The following is a 20,739-nucleotide window of genomic DNA, read 5'->3' as shown; positions in this document are numbered from 1 at the left end:
TTTTTTCTACAATATCTTCTCTCCTTGAAGCACCTTAGGAATGGAGAGCACATCTATTCTTATTCCACCGTCATGCTCTATCTTTAGAGTGTATATATTGCCAGGCATAAACATAGTGCCTGGAGCCTCTATTTGAGCATTCTTTATGCCCATTTTGCTCGATTTATCTTTATTAAGCGCATATTCCCAGAATTTCTCCCATATTTTTTCTTCAAAACTATCTATATTGTCATCTAACTTGTATCCTCGAGGAACTTCATTCATTTTTGTTATTTCATACTCTTGCGTATCCTTGCCATCTAACATAAAAACTTTCCAAAAAAGAAAAATGCTTTTTCCTTTTAAGCTATCCTTAGCTTCAACAAATTTATCATCAAACCTAATAACCAAAGATTGGAACTGAATAATATTCCCTGAAAATGTAAAATACTTTGGCTCAAGAGGCCTTGCTTTTGAGTCATATTCTAGAAATTTAATAGTCGTAAGCACCTTATTAGATTTTTCATCAAAATTAACACCAGTAACTAGCACTTCTGCTATTCTAGAATCCGCATTTAATCTAGAGATAACTTTCCTCAATGCCTGTTCTCGCAAAATAGCTCTTTGAAAAAAAGAATACCCATGAAAACCCAAGAAAACAAAAACTATCAATAATACTATTTTTATTATATTTCCAAACTTTATTCTCTTCATTCAAAACCCCTTATCCTTAATGCCAATATTGACAAAGACTGCCCCCTGGTTGGTGGCTGTCACTTTTCTTCCGTCTGCCGAGTTTGTCAAAAGACCACAGCTCTTTTGTTACATTAATTTAAAGAAGCGAAAGCACATAATCACAACCAACGTCTTCTTTTTCAAAATCAATTACCCGGATAGCGGATCTAACCTGAAACCAAGCCATGCCCTCAACTTCCTTAGGCCGAGGCTTATTAGTGGCCGAACCCGCGTCATAACAGCGAGCAACTCCCCATTTTCCATTATGAGCCTTCCCTTCGTGATTATGGCCATAAAGAAGGACATCAATCGATATGCCCTTATCAAAAGCTGCCCTTAAAATCTTTTCTAGCTTTTTGGAATCTTTAAGTTGATGAAAAGGCCTTGCAGCAAAAGGATGATGGTGCAAATAAACGACTCTCTTTTTACAAGCGCAAACTTCATCGTCCTCCAACATGGCGCTTAACCGATTTAATTGGCTTATCCCAAGTTCTCCTTCAGACCAGATGGCATCATACCATTGTAACTCCTCCGCGGTAGAATCCAATCCAATAAACGCAACGTCTTCAATAATATTTCTTCTCGGATAACCCGTAAGATCTCCAAAAATAGTTTGCTGAAAGAGGTTAACGAATTTTTTATCACCATAGCTTCCCGTTCCATAATCATGATTCCCCGGAATAAGAAGGATATTCTCAAAACCAGCCCGCCTTAGAACATCTAGACCTGATTTAACCTCTACATAACTCTCCTGATGATGAGCGTTATCCACAAGATCTCCGGTAATGACAATAACATATTCACCAGCATTATCGCCTTTTTTAGATATCAAATTATTAATTATTCGCTGGAATCGTTCGCCGAGACCTTCGAAACCAATATGCAAATCACTCATATGAATAATTTTCTTCATAATTAAATCCAGAAACTTGTTAAGCGGACTACTTCTGATGTGATTGTTTTATAAGCTTAATAATAAGCTCTTTATATCCTATAATAGAACAACCCTAGATCAATCTTTCCAAAGAAAAAGGTGATACCCCTTCTTTCTCTTTTTCCTTCCTTTTTCTTTGTTCAAGCATTTTAACACGGCAACAAGAAAAGTTTGAAAGATTATTATAATTGTCGAAATGAATCTAAAAATTTAAAAGATGTATGGTGAGGTTGATACATTTTCTGGAAATTTTTACCCGACCTTCAAGCTAATGACCTAAGGGTCATCACTACGAACTTGTCTCACTGACAGTCTGAGATTTGATGCTTTCACTTCGCTCAAGCACTATATACCTTCGCTTAAATGAGCACATGATTTGCGGAGCGTAAGCGTTCGTAAGTCATCCGTGCAAATTTATCCCATTTTTCGCAAAGCGAAAAATTGGGATCTCCTTTAAAAAGTTCAAATCAAGGAGGGTTCAAGATTTGACACCCTCGCTTGCGCTCGGTCACTCGTTAGCTTCGCTTGCACCCTCAAAGCTGTCAGACCGTCGAATAAGAAAGCACTTGCCCCAAATGGGACAAGTGCTTTCTTTATATGGCGGACCCGACGAGATTTGAACTCGCGATCTTCAGATCGACAATCTGACATGTTAACCAAGCTACACCACGGGTCCAAGCATTTTTAAAAAAAAGAAAATATGGTGGGCAATGGAGGACTCGAACCCCCGACCCTCTGAATGTAAGTCAGATGCTCTAACCAACTGAGCTAATCGCCCGATAGAAAACGTATATTACAATAAAATTAAATTTATGTCAACTGCCTTATTTTTCCCTTATGCTCACCAAAAAACGTCTTAACCGACCAATTTTCCTGCACCCATCATAATAAAAACCATTACAAAAAGAGCAACAGTTTCAATAACGCCTAAAACAATTAAATAATTTCCAAATCCTTTGCCAGTTTCGGCCATAGCATCTGCCGCAGCAGCTCCTGCTTTTCCCTGCATCCAAGCAGACATGCCCATAGCAATCCCGCCTAAAACACCTGCGCTCCACAAATAATTTCCCTTGGCGACAGCTGTCACAATATAATTCATAACAATCATTCCATAAATCGTCTGCGAAAGAGGCGCACCAACAAAAACTGTTAAAATAAAAGGCGCAGCCTTGCTTTGCGCAAAACATTTCTTCCACGCACCAACCGCAGCCATGCCAGCAGCACCTGTTCCTAAGGCTGAGCCAATAGCCGCCAATGCCAAAGCAGCCACAGCCCCTAATTCCTGAAATTGCATTAATACTCCGGTTTCCATAACAATCCCTCCTCTTAATTAATTTTTAATCTCTTCTACTTTTCGAAACGGATTATAGGCAATGCCCGCCCATTCCATATTTAGATGGCTAGAAAATTCCAAAACATTTAAACGTATTCCGTGAACCAAAATCGCCATAGCGCCTAAAGCAATATTTAAAACATGCCCCAAAACCAAAATCATCGCCGTAGCAAGTCCTGCAAAGAAACTATTAAACCCGATACCTAAAGCCATTTGATTAAATGCATCAGCCACAGCTACGGTTGCAAGACCAACAGCAAAAAGTCGAATATACGAAACAATGTCCGTAAACATATTAACAATGCTCATTAAAAGCTCGCCTAACCCCAGGCCAACTGTTTTAAAAATATTTCTTTTTGGCTGACTAAAAAACACAACCAATCCGGAACCAACCAACAAAGCAAGCTTACCGACCTCTGGCAAAGGATCGCTTAAGATAAGCATTTTAGCGACAAAAAACATTCCCCACAAAATCGAAATCCAGCCCACCTCTGAAAGAGCCGAAAAAGATGGCATTTTTAAAATCGCTCGCCAAATATGCGCGATACTTAGATGAATCGCTCCAATTAAAAAACACAACATCTGCATATTTTCTGTATCTGTCAACCAAGGCAAAAGTGGATCAAAGATTCCCTTAATCCACTCCTGACCAAATATCGTGCCTGTCAAAAGTCCCCAAACAATCGCGCACGCGCTTAATGTGTACATTAAGAATAGCGGTGCTTTGTCTTTCATTTTTTTGTTTAACTTAATATGCGCAATCAATGTGGCTAAAAAGAAAATCGCACCATAACCAGCATCGCCGATTAAAATGCCAAAGAAGACAGATAAAAACACTAAGAAAAATACACTAATATCAAATTCTTTATATCCTGGCAAAATATTCATCATCGAAAAAACAGGCTTGATCATATTGACCCATTTTGGATTTCTTAAAAGTGTTGGGATCTTATCGTCATCTGATGGGTCTTCGATGACAAGGCCCCATTTTTCTTTTCGAGAAGCGTTTTGAAGCTCAATGCAAACATTGGCTGGACAAAACCCAACAAGATATGAAAGCTCTTGATCTTGTCCCATGCCTGCCAGCGCTTCCTTAAGACGAAAATCTGATTGTTTTTCCCCTAGAAAATGCTTAAAGCTACTTAAACATGGATAATACCGCTTAAGCTCGTTTTTTATGTTTTGGATTTTCTGCGCGTCTTTTGCTTGAACATCCTTCATTTCAGATAAACCTAGCGAAGGCAGATGAACTTGCTGAAACCCTAAAGATTTTTTTTCTTTACACAAAACAAAACAATGCGCGATTTTTTCTTTAACAAAGATTTTTTCGCAAACAACATCTTTGGGAAGACTTTCTACTTCTTTAACTGGAATCTTAAAAAGCCCAGCGCAAAATCCATGATGAGAAAATTTTTCTAATTCCTGCGGATTAAAATCTCCCCACAGCTCCCATTGATTAATTAGAGAATTTCGCTTGGCCATATCGTCTTCAATTTGACGAATCTGATGAATGCACTCTATGATACGATCGATCATTTCTTTTTGGCCTGAACTCTGAGGCACATGGGCGGCACCTTGGCCTTCAAGAAAATTAATCGCGTCTTGAAGCTTTTGAATTTCTTCTTTAGTCTCAGAAATGCTTACGTTCTCGGGAATGTTTTCATGCTGAACATGCACAACACCAATATCTCTTAAACGCATCAAAGCTTCTTGAGCATCTTTTTTCTGAACAACAATAGAAATTTTCTTCATTGAAATAATCATACGCCCATCTCCGCAAGGACTGCTTGCTCAATTTTTTTCTTTGCGACCTTGCTCACCCCCACCGCACTTGCCTGTTGATCACCTAAATAAATTCTTATTTTTCGGATATTTTCAAGGCACTCTGGAATTTTTACTTTTTCAAACAAATTAACACGCTGCGTTGTCGTCATCAGCTCTTTTTGTAAAATTACAATTTGTTTCTTGATAATTTCTATTTCAAGTAGAAAAGAAAAAAACTTCTTTATAATCTCAATTCCCTCGTCAACCCAAAAAGGCATAACATAAAGATCATAATCCACGTTTTTAAACTCTACCTTTTCAAAAACAGGAATATCCGCGCCAGCAATGTTGTGGGTCGCCAAAGAAACGTTTTGAGGAATAATCCATTCTTCAATATCAACGCCTGGATCCGACAAAAGACCGATCCATGAATCAATACTGACTTTAAGAGAATCGAGCATTGCTTGCTTTTCTGCTAAAGATTTTCGAATCTCAAAAACCTTAATTTGCAATTGCTGCTTCTTAAGCTGCAGCGTCGGCAAATAATGCGAGAACTGATCGAGACTATCCCGCTGTTTTTTAAGTTCGCTTTTTGTTAATTTAATCTTTGCCATAATTTAAATGAGCCCCTGTCGCTTTGCTTCGCTTTTGCTTGCAAAACGAAGCAGCAGAAGCGGTTTTAAGCGACGCGGGCTTTCCCTAATTTATTTTTTAGGCCAATATTTTTCAATCAAAGCATCTTTGATGCCGGTTTCGGATTTGTCAAATGTGCTTGATAAAATTTCCCATCCTAAATCCAAAGCCTTTTCTAAAGGAATGTTAACAGACAAAGCCATTAATTCTTTTTCAAATCGATCCCCATATTTTAAAAGCTTATTATCCCAACCACTCATCTGAAAACCCATAGATTTCTTTTCTAAAGTTTCTCTATAGTCCGCATAAAATTGAATCATACGATCCATAATCGTACGATGGTCGTCACGAGTATCTCCATTAACCTGTTGCTTTAATCGACTTAAAGATCCAAAAGGTTCAATCCTTCCACCTTTTAAATAAAATTGTCCCTCAGTAATATATCCTGTGTTGTCCGGAACCGGATGCGTAACATCATCACCGGGCATCGTAGTAACTGCCAAAACCGTGATTGATCCTGCTCCATCAAAATCAACTGCTTTTTCATAACGCTTAGCTAACTGGCTATAAAGATCACCCGGATATCCACGATTTGAAGGAATCTGTTCCATGGTAATAGCGATTTCTTTTAAAGCATCAGCAAAATTTGTCATATCTGTAAGCAATACCAAAACTCGCTTTCCTTCAAGAGCAAATTGTTCAGCAACCGCTAAAGACATGTCAGGCACAAGCAAGCATTCGACCGTCGGATCTGAAGCAGTGTGTACAAATAAAATTGATCGAGATAATGCACCTTGTTTTTCTAGCGTGTCTTTAAAAAATAAATAATCATCATATTTTAATCCCATACCGCCTAAAATAATCATGTCAACTTCGGCCTGCATCGCGATGCGGGCCAACAACGGATTATACGGTTCGCCAGCCACAGAAAAAATCGGAAGTTTTTGAGATTCAACCAAAGAATTAAAAACATCGATCATCGGAATACCGGTTCGAATCATATTTTTCGGGATAATACGTTTAGCTGGATTAACAGATGGCCCGCCAATAGCAATCATATTTTCTGTTAAAGCAGGACCATTGTCTCTAGACTCACCACTTCCGGTAAAAATTCTACCCAAAAGATCTTGCGTAAAAGACACTTGCATAGGGTGCTTTAGAAATCGAACCTTATCGTTTGTCGAAATTCCACGGCTTCCTGATAAAACCTGCAAAGACACACGATCTCCGTCAAGACGAATAACTTGTGCTAAGGAAATGCTCCCTTGCGTTTGAACTTCAGCTAATTCGTTATAACCAACATTCTTTGCTTCAACCGTAATAACATCTCCAGCAATTTGAATAATTTCATTATAAACTTTATGCATTTTGCTCCACCTTTGTCACTTGTATTTGATCTAAAACATTTTTTTCAAGACTCTTAAATTCGCTAGAATTAAATTTTTTTGTGTTCCAGTTGATAAATTTCTGACGCAAGTCTAAGAAAAACTTTCGAGCGTCTTCTTTTCCTTTAAAATCAAACTTTTTATCAATGATCTCAACAATAATATCAAAAATATATTTTTGTCTATCGGCAATCGTTGCCTCGTCCACTTCATCAAAGGCATTTTGTTGCAAATAAACAGAATCAAAAAAATCACCTTTAAGATACTCCACAAAATCATCCAACGTTGTGCCTTCTTCCCCAACAACCTTCATCATCTGATCAATCTGATCACTTCTTTTTAAAATGCGGATACCTTTTTCTACTTTTTCAAATTCAATAAAGCTTTCGTATTTGCTCCAACTTTGCAAAGGATCTATCGCCGGATATTTTCGTGCATTAGCACGATCTCGCGAAAGTCCATGAAAGGCGCCAACAACTTTTAAAGTCGCCTGCGTTACCGGCTCTTCAAAGTTTCCACCAGCCGGACTAACCGCACCACCGATAGTGACAGAACCTGTTTTTCCGTCTCTTAGCTGAACAATACCCGCACGCTCATAAAAAGAAGCAATACGTGTCTCAAGATACGCTGGAAAAGCTTCTTCTCCTGGAATTTCTTCTAAACGGCCCGACATCTCGCGCATAGCTTGCGCCCATCGGGAAGTTGAATCTGCCAACAAGAAAACATTTAATCCCATTTGACGATAATATTCTGCAATGGTTACAGCCGTATAAACACTAGACTCTCGAGCCGCAACAGGCATAGAACTTGTGTTGCAAATAATAATCGTTCTATCCATCAATGTTTTTTGAGTCCGAGGATCTTTAAGCTCTGGAAATGTTTTCAAAACTTCTACTACCTCACCTGCACGCTCACCGCAAGCAGCAATGACAACAACATCCACCTCCGCGTGTCGACTAAGCAAATGCTGCAAAACAGTTTTTCCAGCACCGAAAGGTCCCGGAGTACAAAATGTTCCACCCACAGCAACAGGGACAAGCGTGTCAATAATACGAATTTTCGAAACAAGAGGTTTTATAGGTTTTAGTTTTTTTGAATATGCATTAATAGGCATTTTGACAGGCCAAATAGTTTTCATACAAACATCGTGTGTTTTTCCATCCAAACTCTTTACTTTTGCGACAACATCTTTTATTTTATATTTTCCTTTTGCAACAATTTCAACAACTTCCAATTCACCTGAAAGATGAAATGGAACCATAATGCTGTGTTCAAATATCTTTTCTGGGACAAATCCAAGTTTTGAACCAGATCGAACCTTATCTCCTTTTTTTACAGTTGGCGTAAATTCCCATTGCTGATCATCTTCTAAAGCGCTTAAATAAACACCACGTTTTAAGAAAAATCCATGATCCTGTGCTAAACGAGGCAATGGATTTTGAAGCCCATCAAACACTTGCCCTAAAAGACCTGGACCTAACTCAACACTTAAAAGCTCACCAGAAAATTCAACACAATCACCAATTTTGATATCATTGGTATCCTCAAAAACCTGAAGCTCAGCACGCTTTCCGCGAATACGGATAACTTCCGACTTTAATCGATCGCTACCTTGCACGATATACGCCACTTCGTTTTGCATGACATTCGTCAAGAATTCAACAGATACCATGTTGCCATTGACACCAATGACTTGTCCTTTTCTTAAATTATCTGACATATTTTCTCCTAAATGAGCACGCAATCTTGCGGAACGTTAGTGCTCGCAAGTTGCTATGCGAATTTACCCCAGGAACGCCTTTAAGCGACGCGGGGTTTCCTTAAGAATTATTTTGAAACTAACTGCAGTACTTTTGATTGTTTATATTCTTCGAATCTTTCTTTGCCTTGAGAAGAATTGATTGTCTTGTATCGTTCTAAAATTTGGAGATGCAAACTATAAATAATCAACGCCTCAACATGAAAAATATCCCGCTTGATAAATTCGCTTAATCTCTTCCATTTAAAACGATCCAACATTTTTTCTGCTTCCAAAGGATTTTCCGCTTTTAACGCACGGTTTATTACTTCGATAGAAGACGCGTCTACGTAACGATCTCCTCGAATATAATCAGAAGAATCTCTTGATTGATTTTTTGCACGAATACGAATCATTTCATTTCTAAATCTTCGATTAAACTTTGCCCAACCGTTTAATACATGGTTTTCCTGCGTTGGATCATCATAATCCAAAGTGGCTTTCTCTAGAATTCTAAAATCGCTATCGCTTAGCTGTTCTTTGCAAAGATCAAAAAACTCTTGATAAGAAAGATTGGCTTCTTTATCAAAGTCTAACATCGGCAAACTCGAAATAAGATAATAGTACGGATTGTTCATAAAAATTTATTTTGATGACTCTTTTAAAAGCTCTGCAACTTTTGGATTTAAATAAATACTTAAGTATTCTGCTAAACTCTGATTTGTAAATTCAAACGAAGATTTGCCGGCATCAAAACTGATGGTAAATCCCACGTCAATATCTTCAGAGGCATGAATTTCAATATTTTTCCTTACGTCTTCTTTGAGCTTTGCAACAACACCGTTTGAAACAGCATCAAGATCTTTTGGATTTAGCTTAATATCAATCTTGGCATCCGCCTTTGAATCCATAGAGTTTTTAATAATTGTCTTTAAAACTTCACAAATCATCTCTGGCGTTAACGCCTGTGTTGTTTCTTTAAGAATAATTTTATTAAGCATTTCTTGAATTTTCTTTCTAAGATCAAGAAGCATGTCGCGAGACGCTTGAGTCACAGCTGTTTTTGCGCTTGCCTCAAGTTTATCAGACTCGGCTTTAGCATTTTCAATGATTGAAGCAGCCTTTTTTTTTGCTTGGGCAACAATCTCATCAGCTTTCTTCTGTGCTTTTAGTTCAAGCTCTTGAGATTTTTGTTCTGCGGCCTCAAGGCCCTCTTGTTTAATTTTATCGATTAAATCTTGAACTTGTCTTCCCATGTTTTTCTCCCTTTAGAATAAAAATTATAAATCACAAAGAATAAGCACCAAACAAATTCCAAATCACAAATTTTAAAAACTTAGCACAAATAAGTTTATTTTTTGATTCTTGGAAATTGTATATTATTTGTTATTTGTTTATTGTGTATTGAATTCTCAAATAACTTTATTTGCTTGCGTTTTGAATTTCTTCAAGTATCTTTTGTGCGGACTCTAGAGGATCTTTGGATTGAACAATCGGACGCCCAACAACCAAATAATTACTCCCGGCTGATACAGCTAAAGAAGGTGTTGCCACGCGCTTCTGATCTCCAACATCAGAATCCTTGGGACGAATCCCAGGAGTGACAATAACAAAATCTTCCCCCAGCTTTTGGCGAATCAGCGCGGCTTCATGAACAGAAGCAACAACACCATCAAGACCCGCCTCTTTAGCTAAAAGAGCTCTTTGCACAACAAGATTTTGTATATTATCCCCATTCTCTTCGCTTGTCAAGACTGTTATGCCTAAACTTAGCGGTTTTCGAAAGCCTAAATTTTGGGCAGTCTTTTGAGCCATTTGGGCAGCTTTTTGAAGCATTTCTTTACCACCTACGGTATGCAATGTATACATTAAAATACTTTTATTACTATTGTTAAACTCTGGGCTGCCAGATGGCTGCAAATAAGATGCGGCTTCTACAGCGTTAGCAACAGTGTTAGGAATGTCATGATACTTTAAATCTAAAAAAACCTCTTTGCCCTTAGCCTGAATATATCGAACCGAAACAGGGCCACAAGAAGTAAAAAGCTGGCTGCCTACCTTAAAAATATCAACAACAGGAGACAGCGTTTCAATAAGATTTCTAGCTTCTTCAAAAGTTCTAACATCCAGAGCAACAATAAGTTTTGGTTTTTCTTTGCTCATGTTATTCGTTAATACTCCCTATTAATTGTTTTATGGACTTGATTTTATTTTTTCTCATATAAACGTCAATCCCTTTCAAAATATCCAAAGGCGCATTCGGATCAACAAAGCTAGCTGTGCCAACGGCAACCATGGATGCCCCTGCAACAATAAACTCTAATGCATCATCAGCTGTCATAATGCCGCCCATGGCAATAATCGGAATCTTAACCTTTTGCGCAACATCATAAACCATCTTTAATGCAATCGGCTTAATCGCAGGACCGCTTAAGCCTCCAGTTTTATTTCCTAAGATAAATTTTCGTGTCTTAATATCAATCGCGGTTGCCATTAACGTGTTGATTAAACTGACAGCATCAACTCCACCTTTTTCAGCAGCTATAGCAATCTCTGTAATATCTGTCACATTTGGAGATAACTTAGCAATAATTGGTTTTTGAACTGCTTTTTTAACGGCACGCACAACTTCAAAAGTTGCTTTTTTGTCTTGAGCAATTAATTTCTTACTTTTAAGATTCGGACAAGACAAATTAAGCTCAATCGCTTTAATAGTCTTAACTTGATTTAGCTTTTTCGCCAAAATAACAAATTCTTTATTCGAACCAGCTGAAATGCTTACAATAATTGGCACGCCTAGTTTTGAAAGTTGTGGTATTCTTTCTTTGATAAAATAATCAACGCCTAAATTCTCAATACCAATCGCATTAATCATGCCATATGCGGTTTCAACAATCCTCGGCGACGGGTTTCCTTCTCTAGAATTAAGAGTAACTGTTTTTGGAACAATTGCACCAAGCTTTTTAACATCACTTATTTTATAATATTTCTCAACATATCCAAATGTTCCGGAAGCAACCGTGACAGGATTTTTAAAAGTGACATTACCGATTTTAATAGAGAGATTTTTCATTATTATTTTAAGAAAAACATTTTTAAACCAAGGATGATTAAAAACAAACCAAACGCTTTTTTAAGCTGCGGACCAGGAATCGCCTGAATCCAATCTGCACCAAAATAGGCTCCAAAAACAAATCCAAGGGCTATAAACCCTGCCATCACCCAATTCACATGTCCTGCTTGATAATAGCGAAGAACCGCTAAAATACCAATAGGCGGAAGCAAAATCGCCAAACATGTTCCTTGCGCCTGATGTTGCGTAAGCCCAAAAAAATAAACAAGCGCTGGAATCATAATCGCCCCGCCACCAATTCCAAAAATCCCGCTAAAGATTCCACCAACCAATCCAACTAAAACGTACAAAAGATACGGCATAGCAAACCTCCTAAATTACAACCTCATCCAAACTAAAAACCGGTCCATCTTTACAAACCGTCTTGTATCCATTTTTTGTTTTTGTCGAGCAGCCTAAACATGTCCCGATTCCGCAAGCCATGACTTCTTCTAAAGATGCTTGACCGCAAATATTTTGTTTCTTTGCAAATGTCTGAACAGATTTTATCATTAGCTTAGGACCACACGCATAAATAAAAATTTCATCTGAGTTTCCTTTTATGTTGGAAAACAATTTTGACACTCTCCCCTTTATCCCAACGCTTCCGTCATCAGTTGAAACATGAACAACACAACCATTTTTCTTAAATTCACTCGAAGCAACAATCTGGTCTTTGTTGCGCCCCCCTTGCAAAAGAACGACTTTGTATTTCTTTTTTCTCAATGCGTCTGAAAGCGAAAGCAAAGGAGCAATGCCAATGCCGCCTGCAATTAAAACAACTGTTTTTATTCCTTTGGGCGGCATACAAAAAAATGAACCCAAAGGACCAATAACATCTAAGATGTCTCCCTTTTTCTTTTGTGATAATATCGTTGTTCCTAAACCCACAACATCATAAAGAATCTCGAGAGAATCTTTTAGGCGAAACACCCCAAAGGGCCGACGGAAAAAAGGTGTCAGCTTATCATTAACGCGCAAATGGACAAATTGACCTGGCTTTGCATCCATGCCAATTGCTTTGCCAGAAAAGATCATATGATACAAATTTTTTGTTATCTTTTTGTTTGATGCAATTTTTAGCTGATACTGATTTTTTAGCATAATTATGAAACCATGATCTTGCCCTAAGAACACTTTCAAAAGAGGCAGGACTTTTCTATTTTAAATTCTTATTGTTTCTGTATAGCACTTTTAAACTGATCGCAAAAACAATTCCTGCAAAAACAGCAATCTTAATTGTTTGCCCAACATTAATCTGATGAAAGATAACTTGCTGTTGAAATGTTTCAAGCAAAATGCCTAAAAGCGGCCATAAAAAAAGCCCTCGTTTTTCTTTTGTGCTCCAAGTGATGTCCCAAGGAAATACTTCTGAAAACTTTAACTTTTTTATTTTCTTAATTTCAGGAAAAAGACGTGGTGTCTTCTTGCAATAATTTCTATATTCATCACCAAAAAGTGTCTCTAGGTGCTTCTCTTCTTTGATCATTTGCTTGTTAAATCTTCGATAAAAAGCAAGCGCAAAAATAGGTAGAGCCCACCATGGCCAAACAATCAATAAAAATCCCGACCCCATCAAAAAACTTCCCAAATACATTGGATTTCGAACAAACGCATACAATCCGTTGGACACAAGCCCGTGACCTTTCCTAGAAAATTCTTTTTTATATCCACGAGCAGCCATACGTAAATAAACACCTAAAAGTAGAGCTAAAAATCCCAAATAATCAAAAATATTATCTGACCAAATATTTTTGGAATACAACCCAGGAAACAAATAGAGCGCTCCCGTAAGAATAATGGTGGATGATAGAATAAGGCTATCGACTTGCACTCGTTTTTTCATAAAATCTAACTCCTTGCTTGCTTGATTTCGTCTATATATTCTTTAATCTTATTTTTTGCTTCTTCTAAATTTTCAACTTTTATCATACCATCAATTCCCCAATTTCCAAGATCAATCACAGGTCTTTTATAAACAAGACCGTAGCAAATCTCACAATTTGTCCCATGGCTCCCAGGAAGAGCCACAATAATATCGGCCGAACATGCCACCATAGCATTTCTGGCAAATCCAATTGATGTTGGAAGCGCAATATCTATATACGGATTAGCATCCTTTTTTTCCTTGCCTGGCAAAAGACCAATTGTTGTTCCTCCAGCCTCTTTTGCCCCTTTCGAAGACGCCTCCATTACTCCCCCGAGACCTCCGCAAACTAGTATTGCACCCATTTCAGCTATAAACTTGCCTATTTCATGGGCTAATTGCTCCACCCCATGTGTAAGATCATGGCTTCCGATGACTGATATTGTAACTTTCATACCCACCTACCTCAACCTCTTCCACCCTCGAGGTGGACATTGGGTTATTTAACTTGATACGATATTTTCCCACCACAGATTGTTGTTTCTACGCATCCTTTGAGTTTTTTTCCTATAAACGGAGAATTCTTTGATTTTGAAACAATTTCACTTTCTTCAAAGACCCACTCTTTGTCAGGATCAATAATAACAATATCCGCATCTTTACCTTCAGAAATCTCACCCTTAGTTGTTAGCCCAGAAATCTTCGCTGGCATCACAGCCATGCGCTCAACTAATTTGCCCCATGTTAAAACTTTTGTTTCAACAAGTTCTTTAATGGCCAAGCCTAAGGCTGTTTCAAAACCAATCATTCCAAAAGGTGCACAATCAAACTCAAGCTCTTTATCTTCAGCCGTATGCGGTGCATGATCAGTTGAAATACAATCAATGGTGCCGTCTTTAAGACCTTGCTTGATCGCATCAATATCAGCCCTTGCTTTCAAAGGAGGATTGACCTTTGTATTTGTGTTAAATGATTCTACATCATTCTCTGTAAGTGAAAAATGATGTGGGCATGCTTCTGCCGTAACTTCAATGCCTTGCGATTTCGCAACACGAATAAGCTCAACAGAGCGCGCTGAACTAATATGAGAAAAATGAATTTTTGTTTTTAGATAACGCACAAGCTCAATATCTCGCGACACAATAATACTCTCTGAAATGTCCGGAATCCCTTTTAAACCTAACAGAGTTGAGCAGCTTCCTTCGTTCATCACGCCATGGCTAAATGTTGGATCTTCACAATGTTCCATCAAAAGGATATTAGCCATTTTCGCATATTCAAGAGCATGACGTATCAGCTGACTATTCGAAACCGATTTCCCATCGTCAGAAATAGCCAAACATCCCGCTTCTTTTAATTCAAAAATATCTGTCAACTCTTCGCCGTTTTGTCCTTTGGTCACAGCCCCAACAGGGATAATATTCACAAGTCCAACCCGCCTAACTTCCTTTAAAATTCCTTCTATAATTTTTGCGTTATCAATAGGTGGCCTTGTGTTCGGCATACAAAAAATAGTTGTAAATCCACCTTTGGCTGCGGATTTTGAACCTGTCTCAATGGTTTCCTTGTGCTCTTGACCTGGCTCTCTCAAATGACAATGAAGATCAATCAATCCTGGCAAAACAAGCTTGCCGGTCGCATCAATGACTTTATGATCACCTGCAGGAATCTTGGATGCAATCTTTTCAATGATCCCTTTTTCAATCAAAATATCTTGGCACTCTTTTGCAATTCCTTTTGCGCTTACGATATTTGCATTTTTTATAAGCAACGCCATATTCTTTTGCCTTTCTCTACTTTTCCTTTTTTCCTAACAATAAATATAAAACAGCCATACGTACTGCAACACCATTGGTCACCTGCTCTAAAATAACAGAATTCTCTCCGTCAGAAACATCAGCAGATAGTTCAATGCCTCTGTTCACTGGGCCTGGATGCATAATCACAACATTTTTCTTGGCCATTTTCAATTTTTCTTTATTAAGGCCAAATTTCTGAACATATTCTCGAACGGATGGAAGATATTTTTCGTCTTGTCTTTCTCTCTGCAAACGCAAAAACATTAACACATCAGAATCGCCTAAAACATCTTCTAAACAATACGTCACCTTAACGCCCTGATCCTCAATGCCAACTGGAATCAATGTCGAGGGACCACACAAAGTCACTTTTGCTCCAAGCTTAATTAAACCACAAATATTTGATCTTGCAACTCGTGAGTGTAAAATGTCGCCAACAATGGCAATCTTTAACCCTTCAATCTTCCCCAGCTTTTCTTTAATCGTAAACATATCTAAAAGGGCCTGCGTTGGATGTGCCCGACAACCATCGCCAGCATTAATAATGCCCGGCGTTAGGGCGTCTGCTAAAACTTTTGGAACACCCGAGCTTTTATGACGAACCACAATCATGTCCACATTCATCGCTTCGATGTTCTTAGCCATGTCCAATATCGATTCACCCTTAGACAACGAGCTTGCGCTAACATTGACATTCAAAGTGTCGGCAGAAAGTCTTTTGGCCGCCAGCTCAAAAGAAACACGTGTCCGTGTCGACGGTTCAGAAAAAAGCATCACAACAGTTTTTCCTCGAAGGGCCGGAACTTTTTTGACATCACGAGTCGAAACTTCCTTAAACGATTTTGCAGTTTCTAGAATCGAATAAATATCTTCGCGCGTCAAATCTCTTAAATCCAAAAGATCGCCTGTTTTCCACCCGCTCATTTCTTCCCCCTCTTCTTAACAACGACCTGATCTTCCTTGTCATCAATTTCTTTTAAAACAACCTGAACGTCTTCATCAATGGAAGTCGGAATATTCTTTCCAGCATAATCAGCGCGAATAGGAAACTCCCTGTGACCTCGATCAATTAAAACAGCCAGCTGAATATTCGAAGGCCGACCAAAATCAATCAAAGCATCTAAGGCGGCGCGAATCGTGCGCCCCGTAAAAAGAACATCATCAACTAAAATGATTTTCTTACCTGCCAAATCAAAATCAATCAATGTTTCTCTTAAAATCGGCTGCGTATCCACAAGCGTTAGATCGTCTCGATAAAGCGTAATATCTAAAATCCCTAGAGGAATATCGCAATCTTCAATTTGCTTGATATATTTTTGTATACGCTCAGCCAGAATTGCTCCTCGAGTGCGAATACCCACAAGGCAAAGATCTTGGTTGCCCTTATTCTTCTCTAAAATCTCATGAGCAATCCTCATCAATGCTCTTCGGATTGTTTCTTGATCCATAATTTTTGAATTAGCAGACATAAATGAACTCCTATATACGCCCAGTTTACCCCGCGAGACTACAAAACAGCCAAGTCGGGACTTCCTTAATACAAAAAAAATACCCCGACACATTTTGTGTTCGGGGTCATTAACACTAAATTCTCATTAGCCCCGATGCCCTTCGGACACGGGGTTAATTCGCGCTTATATTTTACGTCAGCCTTGCTTCCGTAAAACATGCGCTCATTAAAATAAAACCACTTTCCCCAGAAATCAGAAAGTGGATATAGTCTTCTTATATTCATTTTTAACTCCTTGCCGATCTCACAGAATCAGCTTAAAGGTTTACCCTGAATCGAACTTGTCCTGGTTCAAGGTTAACATTAAACAAAATATAGCACTGAAAAACACAGTTGTCAAGCAGGGAAAACCGAGTAAATAAAAAATTATTCTAATCAGAAGATAGAAAATAGATGTTAGAAAGAGTTCCGAAGTTCCGAAAACACGTACCTGATTAATAACCGTTTCACACCACTGGGGTGCGAAACGGTTCCCCTAACCTCTAGCTTCTAACTTCTTTTTTCTCTTTTAAATCATCTTTTTTTAGTCCCAGCAATCCCATAAAATCTGTCACAGGTGTAATATTAATGATAATCGGCACAAAACCTTCGATACTGCTAGAGGTGATATTTTGCATATCCAAAGGAATATTAAAATCAATCTCATCGCCTTTGGTGGTCACGTTCATATTTTCAGCGTTGAAATCAATTCCACCCTTCATATCCAACGATGCAGTTTCGGCGGGGTCGATACCGCCGGTAGTTTTTGCGCTATCTTGCAAACCAGCTTTTATGTTTAATTTCAAATTCTTTAGAAAATCGCTTGGGGAAAAAAGGAAATCGTTAACGACTTTTTTAGTTCCTTCATTGCTGACAATTTGCCAAAATTCTTGATTATTTTTAGAAATTCGTCGAACTAATAAAGAAAAGAAATAAAAATAATTTATCAACGCTTGTTCAGCAGAATCGCCCGCAAAAACTTTATCCAATAAATCTCTAATAATTTCCTTGTGGGTCTGCCAGCTTTTTTTAGTTACATCTCTTTGCGATAGTGCTTCGATGCCCTTAATAAATGCTCCCGGATTATTTTCAAAACTCTTTTTAAAAGTCAGATTTCTCTCAGGAAAGCTATTTTTTAAGTCTTGAATTGTATTTAAATACCTATTTTCGTAAATTTTTTGACCTCGCTGAAGGACTCTAGACATGCCTCTTGTAGCAGATAGAAACCCTGCAGTATTATTTGAAAAACTAATACCAACAGTAGAATTATCGAAAGTTGCCTGCAGATTCTTAATTATCTTACTGTATGCAGGCCAATCATCAAGAATCCGAATTACGGCATAAAGATATTTATCAGGAGTTTTTTCATAAGCTTTAATGATATATTTTTTCTCAATTAAATCTATAAACTGCTTCAAGTTTTCTTTGTATTCTTTTTTCCAATTCGGATGGTTTTCTAAGTCAGCAATAGATTTTTGTAAAATATTCGAAGAAGATGTTTTGTCTTGATTAACATGCTCAACTAAGAGCTGATCGCCCTTTCCTTCAACAAGGACTGACAAATCCTCATTTCTAAGCACAGAGCCAATTACCATCGACTGCATATCATAAAAAGCAGAAGGAAGAAAAGTATCTCCCTGTCTAGCTCCAAGAATGTTTCCTTGTTTTAGAATTTTCATATTTAATTTTCCAAATTGCATTGGCTTTATTATGGATCCTGTTTCCATCCCACCTTCTGATGAGCTGTTGGCGTCATCATTTTTGGATCCGATGTTTAAATCTAAAGCAAGATTAATCGCTTCATCGATATGTTTTTGATCAAAAGGTGCTTTTGTGCCTGCGAGTCTTTGTAGGGCAAATGTTAGAACGGCTATCTGTTTAGATTTTGTCATCTTTTTAGTTTTTTTGCTAAACTTAGATTCTTTATCTAAAAAGAAATCTAAATTTCTTTTTACAATATTATCAGCGTGTTTAAGAACAATCTCGGGATTATTCTCAAAAAGAGGGAATAATCCTTTAACAAATTCCTGTTTAAATTTTCGTTCTCTAAGAGAAGAAAACTCTTTCCCAAAGTTTTGAAATCCGAATTCTGGAGATTTTTCAATAATGGTTAGCAGTATTTCTGATCTCTGGTCAGAGTCAAAAAAACTGCACGCCCAATTTTTTAGTGCTAAATCAGGAAATTGCTCTATAGCGATCTTTAGGATTTCCCGAAATCTATTTATGTCTTTAAAAAAACGAATAACCTCATCGCCATATACAATAATTTCTTCTAAATATTTATCAGGATTTTCTTCTATATTCTTGGCTAAAATATAAGAATTATAGGACTCAAGATCCAAAAGCTCCTCATTTTTGATATTTTTTTCACCTTCTGACAACGAGGGCGGATTCCTTTTTCTTTCTATCTCTTCCTTAATAAATTTTCTTAGAATTTCTCTGGTTTCTTCAAGTTCCTCAGATTTATATATTGGTATGCTTGGCAAAGAATCTTTATTTGCAGGAATTATAGCAACACCAAGATCAAGATTAAGATTATAAAGAAAATCAGCAGGCAAGGAATTAAAAGAAAAATCACGGACGTAGGTATCGACATTTATCGCAATTCTACTCTCCCTGCCAGGCACAGCGGAGAAAACAAAACCTTGAGTTACTCGATTAGCATTATAAGCAGTCATCCTGAAATCAGGTGAGCTCGGCCCTGCATAGCCTTCGTTAATTGGGTGAAAATGAAAATCTGCAAGAACTGGTATCCACAAACTTCTCTGACGAAAAGAGCTATCACTATTTGAATAGCCGGCTTCTAGACTAAAAGAAACCTTTCCTTCTTTAATTAATAAGTAACCGCCATATTCCGTGGTTTTGTCGCGCTCATCCTCGTAATAAATTTTAGCAATTTGATCACGAAACTCCGCATCATTTTTTAACGCTTCATAGACTAAAAGCGAACGCAAAAGAAATAAGGTTGGATACTTGCTAACTTCCTCAGGAAAAAGCCTTTCTTTTTCGTACGATCGCTTATCGGGATCTCGCTCTACGGCAGAATCATTATAAATTGTCGATAAAACTTCATTCTCAAGCTCTTCTCGATTAAAAAGAAGACGGTAAAAACGAGGATTTGTTCTGCAATAATTCAAAATAATCAAATCGTTTATAAAAATCTTTTGTCCGACTTGTGAACCTTCAAACTTATCAATAATTTCTTCAATTTCATTCCTATCGAAATTTCTTGCAAAATTAAGAACATGAATAGCAAATTCAGAAGAAAATTTTATATTATCAGGAAATTCTGTCCGCAAAAAATCAAGAGTTTCTTGAAACTGAGGAGAATACAAGAGTTTTTTATCTTCAGAATTCTTATTTAAATGATTGTACAAAACGCAGACTCCAAATAAGTCCGCTGCACTCGAAGGACCCTTTCCCTCAAATAAAGTGTCATTAACACTTTGGTAAAATACTTTAAAGTCTTTTTGTAATATTGCATCTACAACTCCTGGTTCTTTTGAAAGAGCTATTATTTGCCAAGTCGGAATATTATTTACATACGCATTAATACCTCTAAAAATAGGGAATCCCATGTCAGAAAGTTTTTTTGTTGCTTCAAGGCTTTTTTCAGGTAATCCATACTTGTTCGAAAGATCAGAAAAATTCAACGAATCAGGATTAGTAATATTTAGTATTTCGACCATATTAAGATCAGGGCTGCCCAATGCAAGAGCAGTCAATCCTATTGAAATCAGAAGAACTAAAGCGGCATTCTTTAAGATCTTTCCAATGGAACTTCCAGCCTTTTGGCTTTTGGTCATAGTAATCGCGCTTGCTGCTCCTTGGCCAAAGCCTAGGAATAGACCTCCCGAAAAATACTTTCGTGGGACATTCTTATGAGCATACTCGTCGTATTCAACCTTGATAAAATCACACACACCTTTCTTGAAAGATTCAACATATTGATTATAGATGAGTTGAACATC

20 protein-coding genes and 2 tRNA genes are annotated in these 20,739 nt (G+C 37.6%); all 22 read right to left on the bottom strand.

All coding sequences use genetic code 11. The features are described from left to right. Positions 1 to 6 precede the first annotated feature (6 nt). A complete protein-coding gene (locus PHY73_00785; protein MDD3374243.1) occupies positions 7 to 693 on the bottom strand; it encodes a hypothetical protein in 687 nt (228 codons plus the stop codon). A 118-nt stretch (positions 694 to 811) separates the two neighbouring features. Then, on the bottom strand, positions 812 to 1,627 hold the full coding sequence (locus PHY73_00780; protein MDD3374242.1) for a metallophosphoesterase: 816 nt from the start codon (positions 1,625 to 1,627) through the stop codon (positions 812 to 814). A 619-nt stretch (positions 1,628 to 2,246) separates the two neighbouring features. Next, a tRNA-Asp gene (locus PHY73_00775) sits at positions 2,247 to 2,324 on the bottom strand. A 25-nt stretch (positions 2,325 to 2,349) separates the two neighbouring features. Further along, positions 2,350 to 2,426: transfer RNA gene (locus PHY73_00770), tRNA-Val, on the bottom strand. A 78-nt stretch (positions 2,427 to 2,504) separates the two neighbouring features. Then, positions 2,505 to 2,960 (bottom strand): V-type ATP synthase subunit K, encoded by a 456-nt coding sequence (locus tag PHY73_00765; GenBank protein MDD3374241.1) that lies wholly within the window; start codon positions 2,958 to 2,960, stop codon positions 2,505 to 2,507. Between the two features lie 18 nt (positions 2,961 to 2,978). Continuing rightward, a complete protein-coding gene (locus tag PHY73_00760) occupies positions 2,979 to 4,745 on the bottom strand; it encodes a hypothetical protein (protein MDD3374240.1) in 1,767 nt (588 codons plus the stop codon). Then, entirely contained in the window at positions 4,742 to 5,359 is a 618-nt protein-coding gene (locus PHY73_00755; GenBank protein MDD3374239.1) for a V-type ATP synthase subunit D, read from the bottom strand. Before PHY73_00755 ends, PHY73_00760 begins: the two co-directional genes overlap by 4 nt. 90 nt (positions 5,360 to 5,449) lie before the next feature. Further along, positions 5,450 to 6,745 carry a V-type ATP synthase subunit B gene (locus PHY73_00750; protein ID MDD3374238.1) on the bottom strand — a complete coding sequence of 432 codons (1,296 nt, stop codon included), beginning with the start codon at positions 6,743 to 6,745 and terminating at the stop codon, positions 5,450 to 5,452. Continuing rightward, complete coding sequence (locus tag PHY73_00745) at positions 6,738 to 8,483, bottom strand: V-type ATP synthase subunit A (protein MDD3374237.1); 1,746 nt, start codon at positions 8,481 to 8,483, stop codon at positions 6,738 to 6,740. Before PHY73_00745 ends, PHY73_00750 begins: the two co-directional genes overlap by 8 nt. Before the next feature lie 107 nt (positions 8,484 to 8,590). After that, a complete protein-coding gene (locus PHY73_00740; protein MDD3374236.1) occupies positions 8,591 to 9,139 on the bottom strand; it encodes a DUF2764 family protein in 549 nt (182 codons plus the stop codon). Between the two features lie 6 nt (positions 9,140 to 9,145). Beyond that, on the bottom strand, positions 9,146 to 9,757 hold the full coding sequence (locus PHY73_00735; GenBank protein ID MDD3374235.1) for a hypothetical protein: 612 nt from the start codon (positions 9,755 to 9,757) through the stop codon (positions 9,146 to 9,148). Between the two features lie 166 nt (positions 9,758 to 9,923). After that, positions 9,924 to 10,664, bottom strand: coding sequence for an orotidine-5'-phosphate decarboxylase (pyrF, locus tag PHY73_00730; GenBank protein ID MDD3374234.1), 741 nt, complete (start codon positions 10,662 to 10,664; stop codon positions 9,924 to 9,926). Between the two features lies 1 nt (position 10,665). Further along, positions 10,666 to 11,577: a dihydroorotate dehydrogenase gene (locus PHY73_00725; GenBank protein ID MDD3374233.1), complete on the bottom strand. Its 912-nt coding sequence runs from the start codon at positions 11,575 to 11,577 to the stop codon at positions 10,666 to 10,668. Then, the gene (locus tag PHY73_00720; protein MDD3374232.1) at positions 11,577 to 11,936 is read right to left on the bottom strand and encodes a sulfite exporter TauE/SafE family protein; all 360 of its coding nucleotides are present in this window, start codon (positions 11,934 to 11,936) and stop codon (positions 11,577 to 11,579) included. Before PHY73_00720 ends, PHY73_00725 begins: the two co-directional genes overlap by 1 nt. Positions 11,937 to 11,946: 10 nt before the next feature. Beyond that, positions 11,947 to 12,717, bottom strand: a complete 771-nt coding sequence (locus tag PHY73_00715; protein ID MDD3374231.1) for a dihydroorotate dehydrogenase electron transfer subunit — start codon at positions 12,715 to 12,717, stop codon at positions 11,947 to 11,949. 55 nt (positions 12,718 to 12,772) lie between these two features. Next, positions 12,773 to 13,459, bottom strand: a complete 687-nt coding sequence (locus PHY73_00710; protein MDD3374230.1) for an isoprenylcysteine carboxylmethyltransferase family protein — start codon at positions 13,457 to 13,459, stop codon at positions 12,773 to 12,775. A 5-nt stretch (positions 13,460 to 13,464) separates the two neighbouring features. Beyond that, positions 13,465 to 13,935 (bottom strand): TIGR00725 family protein, encoded by a 471-nt coding sequence (locus PHY73_00705; GenBank protein MDD3374229.1) that lies wholly within the window; start codon positions 13,933 to 13,935, stop codon positions 13,465 to 13,467. 44 nt (positions 13,936 to 13,979) lie between these two features. Next, positions 13,980 to 15,257 (bottom strand): dihydroorotase, encoded by a 1,278-nt coding sequence (locus PHY73_00700; protein MDD3374228.1) that lies wholly within the window; start codon positions 15,255 to 15,257, stop codon positions 13,980 to 13,982. Positions 15,258 to 15,273: 16 nt separating this feature from the next. Further along, positions 15,274 to 16,203, bottom strand: a complete 930-nt coding sequence (locus tag PHY73_00695) for an aspartate carbamoyltransferase catalytic subunit (GenBank protein MDD3374227.1) — start codon at positions 16,201 to 16,203, stop codon at positions 15,274 to 15,276. Then, a complete protein-coding gene (pyrR, locus tag PHY73_00690) occupies positions 16,200 to 16,748 on the bottom strand; it encodes a bifunctional pyr operon transcriptional regulator/uracil phosphoribosyltransferase PyrR (protein ID MDD3374226.1) in 549 nt (182 codons plus the stop codon). The genes PHY73_00695 and pyrR overlap by 4 nt, the downstream gene beginning before the upstream one ends. Before the next feature lie 65 nt (positions 16,749 to 16,813). Next, complete coding sequence (locus tag PHY73_00685) at positions 16,814 to 17,014, bottom strand: hypothetical protein (protein MDD3374225.1); 201 nt, start codon at positions 17,012 to 17,014, stop codon at positions 16,814 to 16,816. A 257-nt stretch (positions 17,015 to 17,271) separates the two neighbouring features. Further along, positions 17,272 to 20,739: hypothetical protein (locus tag PHY73_00680; protein MDD3374224.1), on the bottom strand; the 3,468-nt coding region annotated here is incomplete at its 5' end.

Source organism: Candidatus Omnitrophota bacterium, from assembly GCA_028693815.1.
Lineage (GTDB): Bacteria > Omnitrophota > Gorgyraeia > Zapsychrales > Aceulaceae > Aceula.
The sequence above is the reverse complement of the archived record's forward strand: the minus strand, read 5'-3'. Positions and strand labels throughout refer to the sequence as shown.